Annotated in this window: 14 protein-coding genes and 1 riboswitch; of the genes, 10 read left to right on the top strand and 4 right to left on the bottom strand. The window is 69.2% G+C overall.

Features of this window, described 5'->3' with window-relative positions; translation table 11 throughout:
• Entirely contained in the window at positions 1-918 is a 918-nt protein-coding gene (locus V2J18_RS19135) for a LysR family transcriptional regulator (protein ID WP_064748936.1), read from the bottom strand.
• Between the two features lie 103 nt (positions 919-1,021).
• Here V2J18_RS19135 and gstA point away from each other — a divergent pair, with 103 nt between their 5' ends.
• The 9 genes from gstA (at position 1,022) to V2J18_RS19090 (ending at position 16,683) form a co-directional block, all read left to right on the top strand.
• Entirely contained in the window at positions 1,022-1,627 is a 606-nt protein-coding gene (gene gstA / locus V2J18_RS19130; RefSeq protein WP_336132611.1) for a glutathione transferase GstA, read from the top strand.
• An 11-nt stretch (positions 1,628-1,638) separates the two neighbouring features.
• Positions 1,639-2,265, top strand: coding sequence for a 2-hydroxymuconate tautomerase family protein (locus tag V2J18_RS19125; RefSeq protein WP_222423776.1), 627 nt, complete (start codon positions 1,639-1,641; stop codon positions 2,263-2,265).
• 290 nt (positions 2,266-2,555) lie between these two features.
• Positions 2,556-5,036, top strand: coding sequence for a hypothetical protein (locus V2J18_RS19120; RefSeq protein ID WP_336132610.1), 2,481 nt, complete (start codon positions 2,556-2,558; stop codon positions 5,034-5,036).
• Positions 5,037-5,039: 3 nt separating this feature from the next.
• Positions 5,040-6,851 (top strand): hypothetical protein, encoded by a 1,812-nt coding sequence (locus V2J18_RS19115; protein ID WP_336132609.1) that lies wholly within the window; start codon positions 5,040-5,042, stop codon positions 6,849-6,851.
• Positions 6,848-7,531 (top strand): hypothetical protein, encoded by a 684-nt coding sequence (locus tag V2J18_RS19110; RefSeq protein ID WP_064747287.1) that lies wholly within the window; start codon positions 6,848-6,850, stop codon positions 7,529-7,531. Before V2J18_RS19115 ends, V2J18_RS19110 begins: the two co-directional genes overlap by 4 nt.
• A 358-nt stretch (positions 7,532-7,889) precedes the next feature.
• Positions 7,890-10,043: a hypothetical protein gene (locus tag V2J18_RS19105; RefSeq protein WP_064747286.1), complete on the top strand. Its 2,154-nt coding sequence runs from the start codon at positions 7,890-7,892 to the stop codon at positions 10,041-10,043.
• 104 nt (positions 10,044-10,147) lie between these two features.
• Positions 10,148-12,427, top strand: coding sequence for a hypothetical protein (locus V2J18_RS19100; RefSeq protein WP_064747285.1), 2,280 nt, complete (start codon positions 10,148-10,150; stop codon positions 12,425-12,427).
• Between the two features lie 217 nt (positions 12,428-12,644).
• On the top strand, positions 12,645-15,734 hold the full coding sequence (locus tag V2J18_RS19095; RefSeq protein WP_336132608.1) for a hypothetical protein: 3,090 nt from the start codon (positions 12,645-12,647) through the stop codon (positions 15,732-15,734).
• A gap of 7 nt (positions 15,735-15,741) precedes the next feature.
• The gene (locus V2J18_RS19090; protein ID WP_336132607.1) at positions 15,742-16,683 is read left to right on the top strand and encodes a hypothetical protein; all 942 of its coding nucleotides are present in this window, start codon (positions 15,742-15,744) and stop codon (positions 16,681-16,683) included.
• A 310-nt stretch (positions 16,684-16,993) separates the two neighbouring features.
• Here V2J18_RS19090 and btuB read toward each other — a convergent pair whose 3' ends face one another.
• The 3 genes from btuB to V2J18_RS19075 form a co-directional block, all read right to left on the bottom strand.
• Complete coding sequence (gene btuB / locus V2J18_RS19085) at positions 16,994-18,841, bottom strand: TonB-dependent vitamin B12 receptor (RefSeq protein WP_336132606.1); 1,848 nt, start codon at positions 18,839-18,841, stop codon at positions 16,994-16,996.
• A gap of 120 nt (positions 18,842-18,961) precedes the next feature.
• A riboswitch (cobalamin riboswitch) is annotated at positions 18,962-19,213 on the bottom strand.
• Positions 19,214-19,359: 146 nt separating this feature from the next.
• On the bottom strand, positions 19,360-19,818 hold the full coding sequence (locus V2J18_RS19080; RefSeq protein WP_075575041.1) for a TfoX/Sxy family protein: 459 nt from the start codon (positions 19,816-19,818) through the stop codon (positions 19,360-19,362).
• Positions 19,815-20,297, bottom strand: a complete 483-nt coding sequence (locus V2J18_RS19075; protein ID WP_064747281.1) for a GAF domain-containing protein — start codon at positions 20,295-20,297, stop codon at positions 19,815-19,817. Before V2J18_RS19075 ends, V2J18_RS19080 begins: the two co-directional genes overlap by 4 nt.
• Before the next feature lie 105 nt (positions 20,298-20,402).
• Between V2J18_RS19075 and bioD the strand changes: the two genes are divergently transcribed.
• A complete protein-coding gene (gene bioD, locus V2J18_RS19070) occupies positions 20,403-21,122 on the top strand; it encodes a dethiobiotin synthase (protein ID WP_425606122.1) in 720 nt (239 codons plus the stop codon).
• Positions 21,123-21,237 lie beyond the last annotated feature (115 nt).

The following is a 21,237-nucleotide window of genomic DNA, read 5'->3' as shown; positions in this document are numbered from 1 at the left end:
TCACACCTGCGCCGGCAGTTGCGCGACCAGGAAATCGATCAGCGCGCGCACCCGCGAGGCGACGTGGCGCGCGCTGGGATAGACCAGGGAGAACGGCCGCGACCGGCCGCCGTATTCGCCCAGCACTTCCTGCAAGGCGCCCCGTTCGAGATCGGCCGCGACGATGAAGCGGTAGGTCTGCAGCAGGCCGCCGCCGGCGCGCGCCAAGGTCGCCGGGCCCAGAAAGTCGTCCGAGCACTGCAGGCCGCCGCGGGTGTGGAGCTCCAGGTCGCAGCCGTCGCGGCGGAACTGCCAGGGCACGGTCTGGCCGCTGCTGGGCAGGACGAACTGCAGACAGTCGTGCTCGGCCAGATCCTCCAGCGTGCGTGGAATGCCGGCGCGTTGCAGATAGTCGGGCGCGGCGACCACCGTCAGCTCGGCATCGAACAGTTTGCGCACCACCAGCCCCGAGTCCGGCGGCGCGCGGCCGCGGATCGCCAGATCGAAGCCGTCGGCGGTGAAATCGATGTTGCGGTTGCTGAGCTGGATCTCCAGCGTCACGTCCGGATAGGCGCGGCGGAACCGCGCCAGCGTCGGCAGCAGCAGATGGTGGGCGACCGGCGTCGGCAGACTGATCCGCACCTTGCCGGCCGGCGCGCGCTGTTGACCGCTCACTTCGCGCTCGGCCTCGGCGAGTTGGTTCAATCCCAGCCGGCAATGGGCGAGATAGCTGCGGCCGGCGTCGGTCAGGCGCACCCGGCGCGTGCTGCGCACGAACAGCTGCACGCCCAGGCGCGCCTCCAGGCGAGCCACCGCGCGGCTGACCGCGGCCGGGGTCAGGCCGGCCTGCAGCGCCGCGGCGGTAAAGCTTTCGGCCTCGGCGGACAGGCAGAACAACTCGATGCTGCCGAGCATGAGGGCGTCGAACTGTCGGGTCATGGATTACGCCATGTAACTTATGAATTGAATCCGGACGCGTTTATGCGCTTCGGACGCATCAATAGCATGCCGGCTGTCGCTCCCCATCCACAAGGAAGCCTGCATGAAGCTCTACTACTCGCCCGGCGCCTGCTCGCTGGCCAGCCACATCCTGCTGCGCGAAACCGGCGCTGCGTTCGCTCTTGAGCGCGTCGATACCGGCGCGCACCGCACCGAGGCCGGCGTCGACTACTACGCGATCAATCCCAAGGGCCAGGTGCCCCTGCTCGAACTGGCCGACGGCCAGCGCCTCAGCGAAGGACCGATCATCGGCCCGTACCTCAGCGAGCTCGCCGCCGCAGACGTCTTGCTGCCGCGCGCCGGATTGGCGCGCTACCGCGTGTTGGAATGGCAGAACTACGTCGCCACCGAATTGCATAAGTCGTTCACGCCGTTGTTCCGCAACGATCTGGACGAAGCCGCCAAGGCGCCGTTGCGCGCCGGTCTGCGGCGCCGGTTCGAATGGCTGGAAAGCCGGCTCGACGGGGATTATCTGACCGGCGCGGCGTTCACCGTCGCCGACGCCTATCTGTTCGCGGTCGCGCGCTGGGCGCCTCATGTGGCGCTGGAGCTGGGCGATCTGCCGCGACTGCAGGCCTACCTGCACCGGGTCGCCCAGCGCCCGGCGGTGATCGCATCCTTGCGCGCCGAAGGCCTGCTCGCCGCCTGAAGGAGACCGCCATGCCCTACATTCTGATCCAGGCGACCCGCGACGGCCTCGACGCGCCGCGCAAAGCCGAACTGATCCGCCGCGCGACGCAAATGATGGCGGACGTGCTCGACAAAGACCCGGCCACCACGTTCGTCGTCGTCGACGAAGTCGAAGCCGACAACTGGGGCATCGGCGGGCACCCGGTTTCCGCCTGGCGCGCCGAGCGGGCGGCGAGCGCCGACGCAAGCTTGGGGGCGCCCGGCAGGCCGCCCGAACCACGCGAAGCCGATCGCGCCGCGTTGACCGCGGCGATGCAGGACTACTTCGACGGCCTGTACCGCAGCGATAGCGCGCGCTTGCGCCAGGTGCTGCATCCGCGCGCGCTGTACGCCACCGCCAGCGGCGGCGAACTGTTGACCCGCGGCATGGACGAGTACTGGCCGGTGATCGATGCGCGGCCTTCGCCGGCCAGCAAGGGCGAGCCGCGCGAAGACCGCATCGTCTCGATCGAGTGGATCGGGCCGGTCACCGCGCTGGTGCGCGCCGAATGCACGGTGCGGCCGCGGCGCTTCGTCGATCTGCTGACCTGGCTCAAGATCGACGGGCGCTGGTGGATCGTGTCCAAGGTCTTCCACTACGACGAACGCCCGGCCTGAACCGGCGGCGGCCGCAGCGCCGACGAACTGCGCCCACGCCCGCGGCGACGGCCCCGAACCGGGGCCGTCGCCGCGTCCGCGTCCTGCTGCGCGGCCTTGAACGCCGGCCTCCGAACCCGCCTGGCGCAAAACGTTTCATTCCTGAAATGTCCGCCGCGCAACTGCACGCGCGTTTGATTCGAACGTGATCGGTGCCGCAATACGCGCCCGAACTCCACACACCCAAGGACGACGGCAAGGCGTACGCGCCGGGCCGGACAGCGCCCTGTCGCTGATTCAAGGAGATCCGCATGCCCGCAGGCCGTCTGCTCAATCTCAACCAGATCCTCGCCGGCATGCGCCCGCCGCCGCCGGCGCCGCATCCGGCCACGCCGGTCGCGCCTGCGCCCGCACCGGCGGTCGTGGTCGCACCGCCGCCGCCGGCGGCCGCCGCGCCGATGCCGCCGCCGCCCGGCGTGTCGGCGGTGGTCGCGCCGCCGGCGGCCGCAGTCGGCGAACTGCGCATGCGCCCGGCGGTGCCTGGCCTGCGGATGAACCCCGCGGCGCTGCGCGCGCAGATCGAGGGCCGCGCGTTGCGGCCGCGTTTGAACGACCTGCGCCCGGACCTGTTCGCGACCGCGCCCGGCGCCGGCTTCGTCCGCGCCGATTCGCCGCAGCCCATCAGCCCCGGCGCCGCGCCCGACGACCGCTGCCTGTACGAAGACCCGCGCAATCCGCAGCAGCGCTACTGGCTGCCGCGCTATCGCCTGCGCCAGCACAACGGCCAATACGAGGTCGGGGTCGCGCTGGGTCAGGACGGCCTGTGGGCGGTCAGCCTGGCGGTGGAAACCTATCCCGCCGAAGAGATCGCCGAGGCCGCGCGCAGCGCGCAGATGTTGCCGCTGACGCGCCAGGCCACGATCGCCTATCGCGTACCGGGCACGGCGATCGAACAACGCGTGCCGGTGGCCGAGGTCCAGGACGATCCGCGCGGCGGCTGCGTGATGCTGCTGCGCATGGGCTTGGCGGAGCGCGACGGCCTGCTGCGCGCCTTCATGTCCGCCGATGCACAGGCGCGGTTGCTGGTCTCGCGTGCGTTCTCGGTCGCGGTGCCGCTGCCGGCGTCGAGCGCTGCGGACACGCCCAGGCGCCAGTTGATGATGGTCAAAGGGCAGATGCAATTCTCCAAGGCCAGCCTGCTGCGTGCCGACGCCGCAGTGCGGGTGGCGCCGGCGGCCCTCGCACCGGCCGCGATCGCGCCGCATGCGGCCACGCCCGCGCCGGCGGGCGTCGCCGCCGCGCGCGCGGTGCGCATCGGCGACGTCATGGCCGGCGGCGGCATCGCCGGCGGTCTGCCGGTCGGGCGTCCGCTGCCGGGGCGCGGCCGCATCGGCGGCATGCCGTTCCCGCGCCCGCAGCCGCGCCCACAGCCTCAGCCTCAGCCGCAACCGCAACCGCAACCGCAGGAACAGCGCTACCAAGTCAGCCATCAGGTGCAGGACTGGGCGGTGGCTTTGTTCTTCGACCCGCAGTTGCATCCTTACGTCTATCCCGCAGGCAGCCGCAACAACGCCGGCGTCAGCCGCTGGGTGGTGCATTCGCTGCGCTATCCCGCCGGCAGCGGGCGCAGTCATCCGTACTTCCAGGACCTGTCCGATCCCAGTCGCATCTATTACCTGCCGGACGCGTTCAAGCTGGCGCGGCGCAGCGAAGCGCCGCACGCACCGTCGCTGGTGTTCCGGGTCGATCAGGGCGATACGCCCGACGACGTGATGGTCGACCTGACGTGCGAAGTGCGCCCGGTGACCGACGGCGAGCGCCTGCTCGCCGCGCGCCGCGAACTCGCCGCGCAGGTGCCTGCCAGCGCCGACAACCCCCGGCGCGAGTTCGAGCTGCGCTTGCTGCGAGCGTCTTCGACCCTGCAGTTGGCCCTTAACCGGAACGGCGGCGTGCGCACCGAAGCGGTGCCGGCGACCATCGATTGGGACAACGGCTTCACCTTCAACGAGCGCTTCGAGTTCGCCGCCTTCCAGGAAGCGGTCGCGGCGCTGATGTCGACGTCCAACTCCAATCTGCTGCAGGGCCACGTGGTGGTCAGCAGCGGCGTCAACGAGAACGTGACCGTGCCGGTGCGGCTCAACTTCGCCGACATGGAAGGCGAGATGTTCCAGTCGATCGAGACGCCCGATCCGCAGACCGGCGCGGTGGCGGTGCAACTGATCAACGCCACCGAGAGCAAGCTGCGCTTCCAGCGCCTGCCGACCTGGATCAGCCGCGGCGAAGGCCTGGTCGATGCCCGCATCGACGGTCTGGACCTGAGCCGACCGGTCGAGATCGAGCCCGAGCAGCGCATCGCCTTCACCGTGCAGCCGCTGACCCCGCCGCCGGGCGCGCTGCCGGCCGACGCGATCTTCGATACCGGCTCGGTGCGCAGCGTGCCGGACGGCGAAGCGATCATGAAATACGTGCTCGACGACTCGATCGAGCAGGAAACGGTGCGCACGATCCGGGTCTCGACGGCGACGGACATCCTGCTCAACGCCGGTCGCCCGGAGGGCGAGATCCACAGCATCATCGTCGAGTTCCGCGGCAACCGCAGCGCGTTCCTCAACGCCTCCACCCTGCTGGTCGAGGTCGAAGTGCCGGTGCCGCTGATGGACATCCTGTTGCGCCGCGACAGCGAGGGCTACTACGAGTACCGCCAGACCGTGATCTACAAGTCCGGCCAGCGCGTTCCGGCCACCGCGTGGCAGCGCGTCGACACCGTCGACCTGTTCGTGACGGCGGTCTGAGCCATGTCCTTCTCCGGCCGCCCCGACTGGCGCAATCCGATGAACGTCGGCGAACGCATCGCGTTCGCCGCCTACGACCGTCCCGGCGCCTTTCTGCTGCCGCCGACCGAACTGGTCGCCTGCGGCGCCGATGCCGAGCCGCCGCTGCGCCTGGACCTGTTCCAGCAGGACCGCGGCCGCGCCGGGCTGGAACGCTTCTCGATCCTCTCGCTGGGTTTCGCCGCCGAGTTCGGCCTGGAGGCCGCGCGCCAGGCGGCGTTCGATGCGGGGCAGAGCTTCGCGCTGTCGGCGTTGCCGGCCGACGGCGGCTGGTTGCGCCTGGACGCGGTCGAGGCGCTGGATCTGCCGCCGGCGCTGGGCGAGCTGTTGCCGCTCGACGTCGCCAGCCTCGGCGCACTGGGCCTTGCGCTGCGCCTGGACAGCGCGGCCAGCGACCTGTTCGTCGCCGCGCTGCAACGCGGCCTGTTGTCGGTCAGCGCCAACGCCTGGCTGCGGGTGCGCGGCGTCGCCGATCGCTTGCCGTCGACGCTGGAGTTCGACCCGGCCGCGTTGCTGAGCGCGGTGCGCCAGCTCGGCCAGGGGCAGCTCGCACTGGACCGCGACCTGTTGCGCGAGCGTCTGATCGAAGCGCCCCAGAGCCTGGGTTTTCCCGCGCAGGCGCCGACCGATGGCTGGACGCCGCAGCGGCTGGCCGATGCCTTGCTCGATCGCATCGCCGTGCGTTTCGCCGCGCTCGCGCCGACGCCGGCCGAGGTCGAGCCGGGGGTACGGCTGGCCTTCGATCCGGCGGCGATGCCTGCCGGGCGAGTGCGCTGGGATCTGGCCGAACCGATGCTGGCGCCGCGCCTGTTCGCCATTCAAGCCGATCCGCTCGGCCCGCTGCGCACGATGCCGGCGGCGATGCACGATGCGGTCGTGCGTCGTCACGACGTGCGCGCGCTGAGCAGCGGTTGGCGCGCGCTGACGGTGCGACCGAACATGCCCGAACGTCGGGTCGGCCTGGCCCAGGCCCAGGTGGAAGTGAAGCTGCCGGCGCGCCTGCCGTCGCGGCCGTTCACGATCAAGGCGTCCGCCCCCTTGGATGCGAGCGACCGTCCGGTCCGGCTGGATCTTCGCTTGTCGCCGAGCGAGGCGCTGAGCTATTCGTGGCAAACCTCGGCGGTGCTGCTGCACGAAGGCCGTGCGGAAATCTTCAAGGGGCCGCTGCAACAGTCCGATCGCGAGCACCTGCTGATCGCGCCGGAAGACTTCGGTCTGCGCCTGATCCCGGTCGAGGCCGAACCGGCGTTTCTCGAGCAGGCCGACATCGATCTGGAATGCGCCGGCCTGCGCCGCGGCAAGCCCTGGTCGTCGCGCGGCCGGTTGGATCGCGACGCGCCGACGCTGGCGTTCGCGATCCCGCCCGACCTCGAACAGGCCGCGATCCGCGGTCTCGCACGCGCCCGTGCCGACGGCCGCTGCTGTGCGCTGGCGCCGGTGGAGGCCGAGGCGTTGCGCCTGGATGCCTTCAGCTTCGAGGGCGCCGGCGTGCGCGAGCTCAGGGTCGACGCCGACTTCGACGACGACGCGCCGCAATTGCTGATCGAGCTGGCGCCGGAAGACCGCATCGGCGACCCCAAGCGCCGGCGCAGCCTGCGCCTGAGCCGCAACGCCGCGCAGGCGGATTGGCACTGGTTGGCGCTGTCGCCGTTCCGGTCCGGCTATCGCTGGCGCTGGTCGCCGCAATCGCCGTGGTCGCCGGTGCTGCAACCCGATACGCCGCTGCGCCTGCGCAGCAGCCAAATTCCAAGGACGACCGCCGGAGCAGGAGCATGATCCGCAACCCCGCACACGAGGAATACCAAGACATCGCCGGCGTGCTGGCGGCGCCGGCGGACGAGCCGGCTACCTGGTACTACCGCGCCAAAGCGCCGGCGCTGGCCACGGACAACCAAGGCCGGCCGCAGTTCTCGCTGGTCGCGGTGGGCGCGATGGCGATGCTGTCGCTGACCGCGGTCTGGGGCGTGGACGCGGACCGGTTGGGCGCGTTGCGCGCCGAGTTGGCCGTGCGTGCGCAACTGCCGCCTGAGCAGGTGCGGCTGTACCCGGCGCCGGTCGAGGTCGGCGAAGCGGTGCTGCAGATCGGCGACGGTCAGGGCGGTTATCTGCGCTTGGCGAGCAGCCGCACGTCCGGCGCGCCGCCGTACCACGCAGCGTTCAGCGCCATGCTGGCCGGCGAACAACTGGACAAGGCGCGCAAGGCCCTGTCCGGACAGCGCGGATGGCTGGAGATCCGCTACCTGATCGCCGACGTCGAACCGGCGCTGCGCGAAAGAACGGTAACGGCGAGCGAATCCAGCGAGCACGAATCGCGCGTGCGCGACGGGACCGGAGAAGCCGGATTCAGTTCGGTCGCGCGCAGCGACTACCGACAGGAAGACATCACGCCGCGATCGGTGCCGAAGACGCACTGGTATGCGGCGGACGCGGCCGACTGGGGCCTGCCGCGAAGTTGACGCTTGCGCCGCGGTGTGTGCGCCGCGACGGACCTTATCGGCGCGAGTTGCGCCTGCGGCCTGAGCCGCAACGACAACGTGGACCCGACGCGGCCGTCGCCGGCCGCGCAGGCAGCGTTCGTTCCGAAACAGCGTGCGCCGGTCGGCGCGCGGCGGGGAAGCTCATGCCGATGCGGGGCAGGGACGTGGAAGAAACAGCGAAAAACCAGGGAAAAACGTTGTCCGGACGCGATCGCCGGCGGCGTTTGCAAAGTTCGACCGGATCGCAAGGGGTCGCGGCATTCGCGCCGCGGCGACAGGAAAACGCAGCGCGCTCCCGGACTGGGGCGCGGCGGACTATCGGATAAGGAGCAGGTCCATGATGAAACTCGACAGCGGCAGAAACGTCGGCGACTACTTCGTCTACGGCGACGATGCCAACGACCACACTTTCTACATCATGCCGCAGGGCCCGACGTTCGCGCGCATGAGCAACGGCGACCTGGCCCTGCGCTTCGTCGAATACGGCCAGATCCGCGAAGACGGCGGAAAGAAGTTCGGCGGCTTCATCGCGTTCGACACCGATCTGTCGGTGCCGGCCGACGAGAAGAAGAAGATCACCGCCGAACTGCAGAAGGAGCTGGCGGAGAAGTACAAGGGCAAGACCCCGCCCAAGGTGGTGCTGGCGCCGGTGCTGTGGACCGACGGCACGGTCGAGCTGTTGCTGACCGAGGGCGGCGCCCTGGTCGAGAAGATCCGCGGCGCCGGCAAGCCCTCGCTGTACGGCGACAACAAGGCCTCGTTCATGGTCGAACTGTCCGAGTTGGGCACGGCGATCTTCAAGGAGACCCTGAGCACCGGCTCGGCTTCGGCCGTGCAGGTCGTGTACAAGCTCAATTGCTATATGCGCCTGCCGGAAATGAAGGCCTGGGGCACCTGGAACGCGTCGGAGTTCTACCGCTTCGCCCAAGACGTCACGGTCAAGGAGAACTGCTGGGGCGACGACGCTTACAGCGAGATGGTCAGCTCGACGCGCTGGAAGAACGACGTCACCAAGACCCATTTCGACTTCGTCCAAGCGCCCAACGGCACTCCGGAAGAAAACGCCAAGCTGGAGGCCGACATCCGCGCGGCGATCAACAAGCAGCTGGAAGCGGCGGTGCAGCGCAACCTGCTGAAGGAAATCGCCGAGGTCGACCCCAACATCAAGGAACTGCAGGAAGGCCAGGACTTCGAGAAGATCCGCCGCGCGGTCAGCAAGACCCAGATCGCCAACGTGCGGGTCGAATGGAGCGAGGCCAAGGCGGTGATCGTCAACCGCAACCCGCAGGGCATGCTGCCCACCATCACGTCGCTCAAGGACGGCAAGAACAAAGCGCTGAAGTGGGAGAACTACTACTCCAAGATCAACCTGGACGAGTTCCTCAAGACCGTGCGGGTGAACATGCGGGTCAACGCCGACTTCGCCAACCTGCCGATCCACAGCGTCGAGGTCAAGATCAACTACCCGCACGGCCCGAACAAGAAGGTGCAGGAGTTCACCTTCACCAGCCCGGACGACGTGGCCAAGTTCGAGGCCTTCGTGCATCAGGGCATTCGTAAGTTCAAGTATTCCTATACGGTCAACTACAAGGGCAACGCGTTCAAGCATCAGTCGCCGGAAATCGAGACCGACGACACCAATCTGGTGATCAACGTCGACGACCTGGGCCTGCTGTCGCTGGACATCGGTCCCGGCGACATCGACTTCGCTCAGGTGCCGCGCACCCAGGTCACCGTGCGCTACAAGGGCGGCAAGCAACCGGTCGAGGCCAAGTTCAACCTGACCAAGGACACGCCGACCTTCCAGCTGCGCAAGATCATCGGCGTGCCGCGCACCCAGGACATCGAGTACGAACTGCTGTACTCGCTGGCCGACGGCCGCCAGATCAAGAAGGCCGGCGCCCAGCAGGCCAAGGAGCTGTACATCGACGACCCGTTCACCGCCCAGAAGACGGTCAGCTTCCGCGCCGCCGGCGATCTGGAGAACGAGATCGCGTCGATCACGGTGGAAGGCAGCTACGAGGACACCGCCAACAAGTACAGCCAGAAGACCGTGATCACCCTGTCCAAGGACATGACCTCGTTCGACTGGGCCTTCCCGGTGGTCGACGAAACCCTGGGCACGGTCAAGTACGCGGTCACCACCCTGTACGCCGACGGCACCAGCAAGGAAGAGCCCGAGCAGGTCGCCAGCCGTTCGACCGTGCTGGTCGGCAAGAAGCTGGACGCGCTGGAAGTGGCGGTGGTGCCGGACCTGCTCAACTGGGACGAGCTGAAGATGGTCAGCGTCGCCCTGTCGCACGGGCCCAAGCGCATCGACCTGCGCTTCAAGCCCGGCGACGAGGAGAAGAGCTGGAAGCTGCCGATCGCCAACGGCGAGGACCCCGAGTACGACGCCAAGATCACCTATTTCATGGCCGACAACTCGCGCAAGGTGGTCGCGCTCGACGACGCCACCGATCTGACCCTGTTCCTGGAAGTGCCGGCCTGAGCGTTGCGCCGCCGCCGTCGGGCCTGCGCTGCAGGCCCGGAGCGGCGGTCGCGCACCGCCCGCCGTCCACCCGCCATCACGCCTGACTCGGAAGGAGTCCGATCATGCTTCTCCTCGACAGCCGCACTCGCGAGATCAACGGCATCTCGGTCTTCCCGGACCATGCCGATCCCGAGCAGTGGTACTACATGCCGACCGCGCCGCATCTGACCACCGTGCGCGACCCGTCGCTCGGCATCGACGTGCCGCAATTCCTCCTGATCGGTTTCCGCGGCGACGCGGGCACCGGCGGGTTCCTCAATTTCGACTGCAACGTCGGCGCCAGCGCCAAGCAGATCGACGATCTGGCGCGCGAGATCGCCAACGCCGAGAACCTGCGCAACAAGCCGCGCATCGCCCCGGTGCCGCTGGAAGACGGATCGGTAAGGCTGCTGATGCTCGGCAAGGCCAGCGGCGATACCGCGGCGACCCCGGGCGGCGGTCCGCAGTTCGTGCTCAAGATCGACCAGGCCGCCAAGCCCGCCCTGTACGGCAACAACCAGGCCGCGTTCTCGGTGCGCCTGGATCAGGACGGCTACACGGTGATGGAGCAGTGCCTGGAGGGCGAGATCCTGCCGGTGGCGGTGATCTACTCGCTGGACTTCCTCGGCTTGCGCCCGGCCTACAACATCAACCTGAAGATCGATTGGGACCGCGTCCAGAAGCACATGGACGAGAGTTTCTCCGGCGGCAACATCTTCTTCTCCACCGAGATCGGCAAGGCGGTCGACGAGCTGGTCGAAAAGCGCGCGATCGTGCTGGAGTCGGACACCTTCGTCGCCGAGAGCGAGGACACCAAGGGCATCATCGACCGCCGCGATGCGGCCTTGGCCCAGGTCCGCAACATGGTCACCGACGCTTTCTTCCAGCCCAGCTTGCCGCCGTGGTCGCCGGAGAAGAAGAACGACTTCGAACGCGGCCTGGAAGCGATCGGCAAGTTCGCCGCCGAATCCTCGGCCCGCGCCGCCGGCGGACCGATTGGCGCGCTGATGCCGAGCTTCAGCTACAAGCGCATGGACTACAAGCGCGTCGACCGCAAGAAGCTCAACGTCAACTTCTCCGAGCGCGTGGCTATCAAGCGCTCGATCCATCCGCAAGGACACCTGGCGGCGCTGTTCAAGACCGTCCGCGACGGCAACGTGCCGCGCGAGCGGCTGGTCAAGCAGATCAGCCTGGACAACGACTTCTTCAAGAAGCGCAGGGTCAAGGTGATCTCGCGCGCCGACCTGGCCGGCGACGACATCGGCAGCATCAACGTGCGGGTGCGCTACGGCGACAAGGCGCAGAACGCGCTGCTCGGCGCCAACGCCGGCGAGGCCAGCTTCGAGTGGCTGAGCCAGCTCGAGCGCGGGGCGATGAAGCGCGAGGTGCAGGTCGAGTACGAGGTCAACTTCAAGGGCGTGGACGCGGCCGAGCGGCCGACCAAGCTCAAGTCCAAGCCGCAGGTCTTCGACGTGGAGAACATCGAAGTCGTGCCGCGCGACCTGTACGCGATCAACACCGTGCCGGTGTTGGCCGAGAACTACCCCTGGGACCGCTACAGCTCGGTCGACGTATTCCTGCGCTATCGCGACCCGGCCAACAAGATCAACCAGAACGACATGGTGCGGCTGACCAAGGACGCGCCGGCCGGAGCCTGGAAGATGTTCATGATCGACCTGGCCAAGACCGGCTACCAGGTGCGCCTGGTCCATCACGCCGTCAGCGGCCCGGACAAGGTCGTCGATTGGGCCGACCTGGACGAGCCGCAGGTGACCGTGCGCAATCCGTTCCCGACCCGGCGCGTGCTGCAGGTGGTGCCGAACTTCAACTGGAACGAAGTGCAGGAAGTGTTCGTCGACCTGCGCTATGCAGACCGCGCCAACGACGTGCTGATCGAGCAGCCGATGAGCTTCCAGGAAGGATCGGCCTCGCAGACCTTCGCTGTGGACATGCGCAACCCCGATATCAAGGCGGTCTTCTACAGCGTCAGCATCCTGTACAAGGACGGGCGCGACGTCGAGGAGATCCCCGAGTCGGTGACCTTCGGCAACCGGATCATGCTCAAGGCGGGCATGAAGGGCCGGCGCATCGTCACGGTCAAGCCGCCGACCGACTTCGCCAAGCGCAAGATGCGCAAGGTCAAGGTCTCGCTGCGCTTCGAGGATCTGGTCGGCGGGCTGAATTTCGCCGAGGACTTCGAATTCGACAACGCCCAGGCGGTCGGCGAGTTCGAGTACGACTACCTCGACCCGGCGCGCATGCGCTACGAGTACAAGGCCAGTTACCTGCTCGAGAACGGCACCAACAAGAGCCTCAACTGGTCGCCGGGCGAGGCCACCGATCTGGTGCTGAAGATGCCCTGATCGCAACCGCAACCCACAGGATCGCCGGCCCGGGACGTGCCCGCACCGCCGTCGTCCCGCGCAAGCGGGGACCCAGAGACTTCAGCGCCGTGTTTCGGCGAAGCCCTGGGTTCCCGCGTTCGCGGGAATGACGAGCCCAGCGCCCGCACCGCCCGGCGTGCAAGGACAAGGACCGGCCGCGCACCGCGCGTCCATCGCAGAATCTCCGGAGTTCGACATGCTCAGTCTCGAAAAGCCGATCGTCATCGACGGCATCACCGTGTTCCGCGACCACTCCGACAAGAGCCAGTTCTGGTATCTGCCGGGCCCGGTCGCGTTGGCGTCGCGTCCAGCCGACGGACGCAAGGAATTCAGCTTCCTCAAGTACCGCGTCGCCAACGCCGCAGCCGCCAACAAGGGGGGCGGCTTCGTCACCTTCGTCACCACCCTGCAGCTGCCTTCGTCGATGGAGAGCAAGATCGTCGGCCGGCTCAACGCCGAACCCGGCGTGCAGCTGCCGGTGCGCCTGAGCCCGGCGACCTTCGAAGAAGGCTCGGTGCAGTGCGTGGCCTTGAACGTGCAAGGCTCCGGCGGCACTTCGGCGCAACCGGCGCAGCCGGGCACTTTCAATGCGGTCGAGCACATCCTCGGCGCCAGCGTGCCGTCGATGGACGCGGCCAACCGCGCCGCCTTCAGCCTGAGCCTGTCGGCCGAAGGCGCCACCATCCTCGAGCAGGCGCTCAGCGACGGCATGACCCCGATCGGGGTGATCTACAACTTCAAGTACCTGGCGATGCGGCCGGCGCTGCGGGTGACCATCACCGCCGACTTCGAGCGCATCTACAACCACTTCAGCGCCAGCCTGGAAGGCCAATACGCCTGGTTCAAGGCCGGCATCGATGCCGCGTTCGAATCGCTGGTGCAGAAGGGCGTGATCGATATTCAGGTGGAGGCCTTCACCGACGCCGAGGATCGCCGCGACCAGGAGCAGTGGGCGCTGGATTTCTTCAAGAACGACCTGCTCAGCAAGTGGTTCGAGCCGACCCTGGTGCCGGGCCGCCTGGCCGCCGACGGCACGACGCCTGGCACGGGTACCACGCCCGGCACTGGCACGACGCCCGGCACGGGTACCACGCCCGGTACCGGCACGACGCCCGGTACCGGCACGACGCCCGGTACCGGCACGACGCCGGGCACGGGTACCACGCCTGGTACCGGCACGACGCCCGGTACCGGCACGCAGCCGGGTACCGGCACCACACCGGGCACGGGCACCACGCCCGGTACCGGCACGACGCCCGGCAGCAGCGCGCCGGGCGGCGGCTTCAACGGTACCGCCGCCACCAGTCCCGGTACGGCGCCCGGTACCGGCACCACGCCGCCGCCAGCGCAGATCCAACCGGCCACGCTCACGGTCGAATCGCAGCAACCCTCGCCGTTGCCGGCCGGACAATCGGTCAGCCACACGCCGTCGAGCAGCGGCCTCAGCGAAACCATCACCGTGACCGGCGCCGGCGCGGTGGTCAAAGTCGACGCCCAGCCGGTGGCGCTGGACGCGCAAGGCCGTTGCACCGTCAATGTCGATCCCAACGGCGCGCGGCTGATCGAAGTCGAATGGCCGGCGGCGACCCAGGAACAGACCTTCGGCCTGTTCTTCGATTTCGACAAGCCGGCCGCCTCCGGCTGGCGGGTCAGCCCGCCTTCGGCGCAGTACCGCGCCTACGTCGAGAACACCACCACCGACCCGCGCTACCAGGACGCATCGGGCACCTTGCGCGTCGAGGGCGACGGCGACTGGACCGGCCCGCAGCGCGGCGCCGAGCGCCTGGCGGAGTGGATCCGCAATCTGCCGCCGCCGCGTAACGTGCGCTTGCAGGCCTATGCCAGCCACGAGCACGTCAGCGGCGCCAGCGAGTCGCAGCGCCGTTCGCACAACCAGTCGCTGTCGCAGCGCCGGCTCGACGTCGCCCTGGCCGTCGCGCGTCGCGCCGGCGCCACGGTGACCTCGCATACCGCCAGCGGCGACAACCCGGCCGACAGCCGCCCCGGCGCGCATACCCCGATGGGCGGCGATCCGGACAACCGCGTGGTGCACGTCACCGGCCGCGTCGCCGGTACCCAGCCCAGCCGCTGGCGCGGCCAACTGCGCCGCCCGGCTTCGTTGCAACCGCAGCCCCAACCGCAACCTCAACCACAGCCTCAACCCCAACCACAGCCGCAGCCGCAGCCGCAGCCGACCGTGCCGACGCCGCCGACCGCGGTCAGCCTGTCGCTCAAGCTCAAGTTCGTGCGCCAGGAAGAACGCAAGAAGCTGACCCTGCGCTACAACCGGGCCGAAGCCACCCGCCGCACCTATGCGCCGCAGGGCTTCTTCGGTTTGATGCTCGGCGACCTGCGCGACAAGTCCAAATACTTCAAGGAAATCGATCTGGACGATCCGTTCTTCCGCCAGTTCGCGGTCGAGGCGAGCCTGCCGATCGCGTTCGAGCCGATCGACCTGCTGTCGGCGCAGATCGCGCTGGACTACGGCGACAAGAGCAAGCCGCGCGATCACAAGCACGCCGATTTCGTGTTCACCCCGGACGACCACGGCGTGCGCCGGTTCGAAGTGTTCATGAATCAGACCCGCGATCTCGACTACGACGCCGCTTACCAGTTCCATTTCAATCCGCAGTCGGACTGGGCCGCCGACCGGCATTCGTACACGATCCCCGCGTCTTCCACCGAAGACCGCACCTTGTTCGTGAACCCCTACGAGCACGTCGAGTTCCGCGAGATCAACGCGATCCCCGGCGACATCGATTGGGACGTGATCGATTCGATCGAGGTGCGGTTGCAGGCGCGCGGCTATTCCAGCCCCGAACCGCGTACCAGCCTGGTCCTGACCAAGGACAGCGGGCCCAAGACCTGGCGTCTGCGCGGCGCCCGGCCGGGGCCGGCCAACCGCGGCGTGACGTATCAACTGGTGCAACGGCGCAAGGGCGCGACGCAGCCGGATCCGGCGACCGCGCCGGTCGAGGTCGACGTGCCGCAGATCGTGGTCCACGACAGCTTCGAGGATGCGCTGCAGTTGGAGTTCATCCCGACCTTCGACCCGCTGCAGGTCAAGCGCGTGTACATCGACGTCAAGTACAAGGACGGCAGCTACGAACGCAGCGAACGCATCGAGATGCCGGGCGTGCAGACCGATCCGGCCAAGCTGCGCATCGCCCTGCGCAACAAGGACCTGCGCAAGTACCGGCGGCGCTACACCTTCGTCGGCATGCAGGGGCAGTTCGACCAGCGCGCGTGGGTCGACGAGACCGAAGAACTGGTCGCGGTGCAGTGAGGTCGGCATGAACGCGATGCTTTGCGAACGCACTGAGGAAACGATGCACGAGGCGCTGCCCGCGCTGCCCGCGCCGGTCGCCGCCACCCTGCAGCGCCTGGGGCGGGTGCTGCCGGGCCCGGCCGCCGCGGCCGAGGCCTTGCTCGCCCGGACCTTGGCGCCGCTGTCGCGTTCGATTTGGCCCGAAGTCGCCTGGGACTTCAGCGACCTGACCAACACCGGTGTGCCGGTGGAGTTCTCGTGGAGCTCGCGCGAGCCCTGCCTGCGCTGGGCCGCCGAAGTCGCCGCGCCGGAGACCGACGATCGCGCGCGGCTGGCGCTGGCGGCGCGGGCCTTGGATTGGCAAGGCGATCTGAGCGCCTGGTTCGAACATCAGCGTCACGGCCGGCTGATCTTCGGCGCCTGGGCCTCGGCCCGGCACGGCGACGGTTCCTTGGCCACCAAGCTCTACGTGGATCTGCCCGGCGGGCGCCTGCCGCCGCAGTGGAGCGAGCGCCATGCCTGGTTCCGTTCGCCGCTGTTGGTGTGGCGGCTGTGCGGGGTCAATCCCGACGGCAGCACCGAGTTCTACGCCCGCGCGCACGAACTCGACCGCCTGCGTCTGGCGGCGATGGCCCAGGCCGCGCTCGGCGATGCAGGGCCGCTGATGCGTCAGCTCGACGCGTTGCTGTCGGGCGCGGAACTGCCGCGCCCCAGCGGTTTGAGCCTGGTGTTGTCGGCGCAGGGCGAGCCGCTGGCCTTGAGCTGGTTCGTGATCGCCAAGGCGGTGTTCCGCGACGATGCCGAAGCCGGTGCGCGCCTGCAGAGCTGCGGCGACGAGACCACGGTACCGGTACACCGTGCGCTCGCCGGCGGACCGGAAGACGGACGGTGGCGCCATGGCGTGATGGGCGTGGTCGCCGACGTGACCGGGCGTTCTTGGGTGCAGTGTTCGCTGCGGCCGACGTGAGCGTTCGAAGAGGGCGCGGCGACGGCGGCCAGGTGCCTTCACCCCAACCCCTCTTTCGCGCGCGGGAGAGGGGCTTTGAGGGGGCGATCGGATCTTCAGAAGACGCCCTGGGGGCTCCCTTCTCCGCCTGCGGGAGACAGCGCCCTGAAGGGGCGGATGAGGGCGGGGCGGCGAGGCAAGATCGTGGCGCGTGCGGGGCTGCCGCCGCCGCTCCTCTGTCCGCACGCCTGGCTTCCATGACGAGAGCCCGAAACGAACAAGCCCGGCCTGCGCCGGGCTTGTTCGTTCTCGCTGCAGCGAGGGAGCCGACTCAGTTGGCCGGTGCGTAACGCAGGGTCAGGAACCACTCGCGGCCGGGCTGGTTGTAGTACGACACGGTCTCGTACTCGCGGTCGAACACGTTGGCCACGCGCGCCTGCAGGCTCAGCGCCGGGGTGAAGGCGTATTCGGCGCGCAGATCCAAGGTGCCGTAGCCGCCCAGACGCACGCTGTTGGCGGCGTTGTCGTAGCGCGAGCCGTAGCCGACCGCGGTGGCGCCGACGCGGAACTTGCCGAAGGCGCGGTCCAAGTCGATGCGGCCGCTGTGCTTGGCGCGGCGCGGCAGCTCGTTGCCGCGGTTGAAGCCGCGACGGTTCTCGGTGTCGAGGAAGCTGGCGCTGGCGGCCAGGGTCCAGCCGGCGAATTCGGTGTCGACCCCGATCTCGGCGCCGCGCATGCGCGCGCGTTCGATGTTGTTGGGCAGGTTGATCGCCGCGTCGTAGGTGATCAGGTCGTCGGCGCGGGTGTCGAAGCCGTCGATGCGCGCGGTGAAACCGTCGCCGCGGTAAGCCAGGCCGACTTCCCAGGTCTTGGACTCTTCCGGCTTGAGCCGGGCGTTGCCGAAGAACGGGTAGTACAGCTCATTGAAGGTCGGCGCCTTGAACGCGGTGCCGTAGCCGGCGGTGACGCGCCAGCGTTCGGCGAAGTCCAGGCCCCAGGCGACGCCGCCGGTGGTGTGGCCGCCGAACTGTTCGTTGTCGTCGCGGCGCAGGCTGGCTTCGAAGGAATGGGCGCCGAAGTGGCCCTGGTACTGGACGAAGCCGGCCTTGTTGTCGCGCTCGCGCTCGTCGTAGATCGTGTCGCTGTCGACGCGGTCGCGCAGCCAATCGAAGCCCGCAGTCAACACATGGCCGTCGGCGACGGTGAAATCGGCCTGCAGGCTGGCGCTGTCGCGGTCGGTGCTGAAGAAGCCCATCGGCAGCGAGCCGAGGAAGTTGTCGGAACTGTCGACGTTGCGGCCGGCGACCAATTGCACGTTGACCGTTTCGCTCGGGCGCCAGCGGACCTTGCCGCCGATCACCTGCTGCACGGTCTCGGAGTAATTGACGAAGCTGCCGTCGTAGTCGTTCTCGCCCTCGGCGCGCAGGGCCTGGCCTTCGATGCTCCACTGCTCGTTGAGGTCGATGCCGCCGCGCAGCGACAGGGCGTGGCTTTCGTAGCCGTCGCGGTCGGGCTCGTCGGTGAAGCAGCCGGCGAACACCGGGAAGCCGGCGCCGCGGCAGGCGTCGATGCCCTGGGTCTTGCGGAAGCTGTAGTCGGCGCCGAACCAGCCGCGGCCGCTGCGGCCGCCGAAGCCGGTGCCGAATTCGATCGCGCCGTTGCTGCCGCCGCCGACGTGGGCGCGCGGGGCGAAGCCCTGCTGCTCGCGACGGGTGAACACCTGGATCACGCCGCCGATGGCGTCGGCGCCGTACAGGCTCGAGCGCGGGCCGCGCACGATTTCGATCCGGTCGATCAAGGCCAGCGGCAGATCCTGCAGCGAGGCCAGGCCGGAGGTCGGCGAGCCGATGCGGATGCCGTCGACCAGGAACAGCACGTGGTCGGATTCGCTGCCGCGCAGGAACAGGGTGGTCAGCTTGCCGGCGCCGCCCTGGTTGGACAGCGAGATGCCGGCGCGGCCGCGCAGCAGATCGTTGAGGTCGCGGGCCTGGCTGCGCTCGATCTCGGTGCGGGTCAGCACTTCCACCGGGCTCAGGGCGTCGTTGACGCTGACCGCGGTGCGGTTGGCGGTGACCACGACCTCGTCGAGGTCGGTGGCCTCGCCCGCGGGCGCGGCGAGGGCGGTGGCCGGCAGCGCGAGCGCGCAGGCGATGGCGAAGGACAGGTTCAGGGCACGCATGGCAAAGCTCCACGACGCGCGCGCACGGCGCGCGGCAAAACGGCAGGGAAGGCGGCGGGGGAGAGGCGGACGACGACGGGCGCGGGAACGGCGGCCGTGCCGCGACGCCCTCCGCATCGCAACCGATGGCGCCTCGGGGCCGGTCTCCGGACTCGCGGGCGAAGCCGGCCGGGCCGGACTTCCGGTCGCGGCGCCTTCCCGTGCATCGCACAGTGGCGCAGGCCGCGACCTGGCTCGCTTACCGTTGCGGGGGCAGTGCCGGACTGGGCTGCGGCGCCGGCGGAAGATCCGTCGGGCCGGGCGCGTCACCGGCTTCCCGTTTCAACCCCGGCGGCGGTCGGCCGTGGGGTCACCTCGAAGCGGGGCGGATTCTACGCGATGCCGGGCAGGCTGTCCGAAACGGCCGCGCGGACGGAGCCGGGCGATCCATTGCAGGTGCGGCCGGCTGGCCTCCGGGTCGGGCCCCGGGGCGGGGCGATCGCAGCGGGCGGCGGACGCGTATCGGCCGCCCGGCGGGGTCAGTCGCGCTCGCCGCGTTCGTCGTCGTCGCGCTCGCCTTCGTCCGCGCCGCCATCGCGGTCGAAACCGCCGCCGTGATCGTCGTCGTGGCCGGACTCGCGCTCGCCCGCCGCGGCGAAACCGCCGCCGGATTCGTAACCGTCTTCGGCATGCACGGTGGTGCGCACCGGCGCGGCGGCCGGCTTGTTGCGCGGCGCCGGCAGCAGGGCGGTGGCGGCATCGGCGGCCAGGATCAGCTCCTGCCGGCGCTCCTCGCTGATCTCCTGCCAGTGGCAGTCGAGCAGGGCGCCCTCGATCGCGTACAGCAGGTTGAGGGTCGGCTTGAAGCCGGCGCGCTTGACCCGCATGAAGGCTTCGACCGTGCCGACCGAGGCCAGGTCCTCGTGGGTACGCAGGCCGACCTGGCGCAGCCAGGCCGCGCTCTTGGGGCCGATGTTGCGCATCTTCGCCGCGCTCATGCCAGCGACTCCAGGTAAACGCGGGCGATGGCCTCGAGGCCGGCCTGATCGTCGGCGTCGAAACGTTCCGGCAGCGGACTGTCGAGATCGAGCACGCCGATGAGCTCCTCGCCGCGCAGCAGCGGCACCACCAGTTCCGAACGCGAAGCCGCATCGCAGGCGATGTGGCCGGGGAAGTCGTGCACGTCGGCGACGCGCTGGGTCTGCCGGGTGGTCGCCGCCGCGCCGCATACGCCCTTGTCGAGCGGAATGCGCACGCAGGCCGGCAGGCCTTGGAACGGACCGACCACCAGCTCGCGGCCGTCGTAGAAATAGAAGCCGACCCAGTTGAGGTCGGGCAGGGCGTGCGCGATCAGCGCCGACAGGTTGGCGGCGTTGGCGATGCGATCGCGTTCGCCGTCGAGCAGGCCGCGCGTTTGCGCGACCAGCTGCCGGTACTGCTCGGCCTTGTCGCCGGTCAAAGAAGAGGCGGTAAACATCGCGGAAGTGTAACAGCGGCGTCTTGCGCGACTACCATGGGCCGATCCGGGAAGCGGGAACAAAAGCGCGAGATGAGTCACAACCAGCCTCCGGTCGCCGGCGCCATCCGACCAACGGCCGCAAATCGTGCCGATCCGGCGCCGCGTCCTGCCTGTCCTCCGGGCGTATTCGTGACCGGCACCGACACCGGCATCGGCAAATCGCTGGCCAGCGCGGCGCTGTTGCACGCGCTGCGCGCGCGCGGATTGCGCGCGGTCGGCATGAAACCGGTGGCCAGCGGCTGCGAGCCGGGGCCGGACGGTTGGCGCAACGAAGACGCGCTGCTGTTGCAGGCGGCCAGTTCGCCGGTGCCGAGCTACGAGGACGTCAATCCCTACGCCTTGCCGCAGCCGCTGGCGCCGGAGATCGCCGCCGCCGAAGCCGGCGTGAGCATCGAGCTGGACACCATCCTCGCCGCGCACGCGCGCCTGGCCGCGCAGGCCGACTGTGTGGTGGTCGAGGGCGTCGGCGGGTGGGCCGCGCCGATCAGCGCCACGCTGGACCAGGTCGATCTGGTGCGCGCGCTGGACTTGCCGGTGGTGCTGGTGGTCGGCCTGCGCCTGGGCGCGATCAACCACGCCCGGCTCAGCGCGCGCGCGCTGCAGGCCGACGGCGTGCGCGCGATCGGTTGGATCGCCAACGGCATCGATCCGGACATGGCGCGCGCCGACGAGAACTTCGAGATCCTGCGTGCGCGCCTGCCGATGCCGTGCTGGGGGCGGTTGCCGTATGCGCCGCAGCCCGATCCGCACGCGTTGGCGCAGCGGCTGGCGCCGGTGTTCTGAGCGCCGGCGCCGCGGCGCCCGGGCACCGAAGACGGCTTGTCGGACAACAAAAAACCCGGCCGCCGAAGGGGCCGGGTTTCGTGTTTTCCGATGTGCCGATACGAACCGCCGACCG

It is taken from the genome of Lysobacter firmicutimachus (assembly GCF_037027445.1).
Taxonomy (GTDB): Bacteria; Pseudomonadota; Gammaproteobacteria; order Xanthomonadales; family Xanthomonadaceae; genus Lysobacter; species Lysobacter firmicutimachus.
The sequence above is the reverse complement of the archived record's forward strand: the minus strand, read 5'-3'. Positions and strand labels throughout refer to the sequence as shown.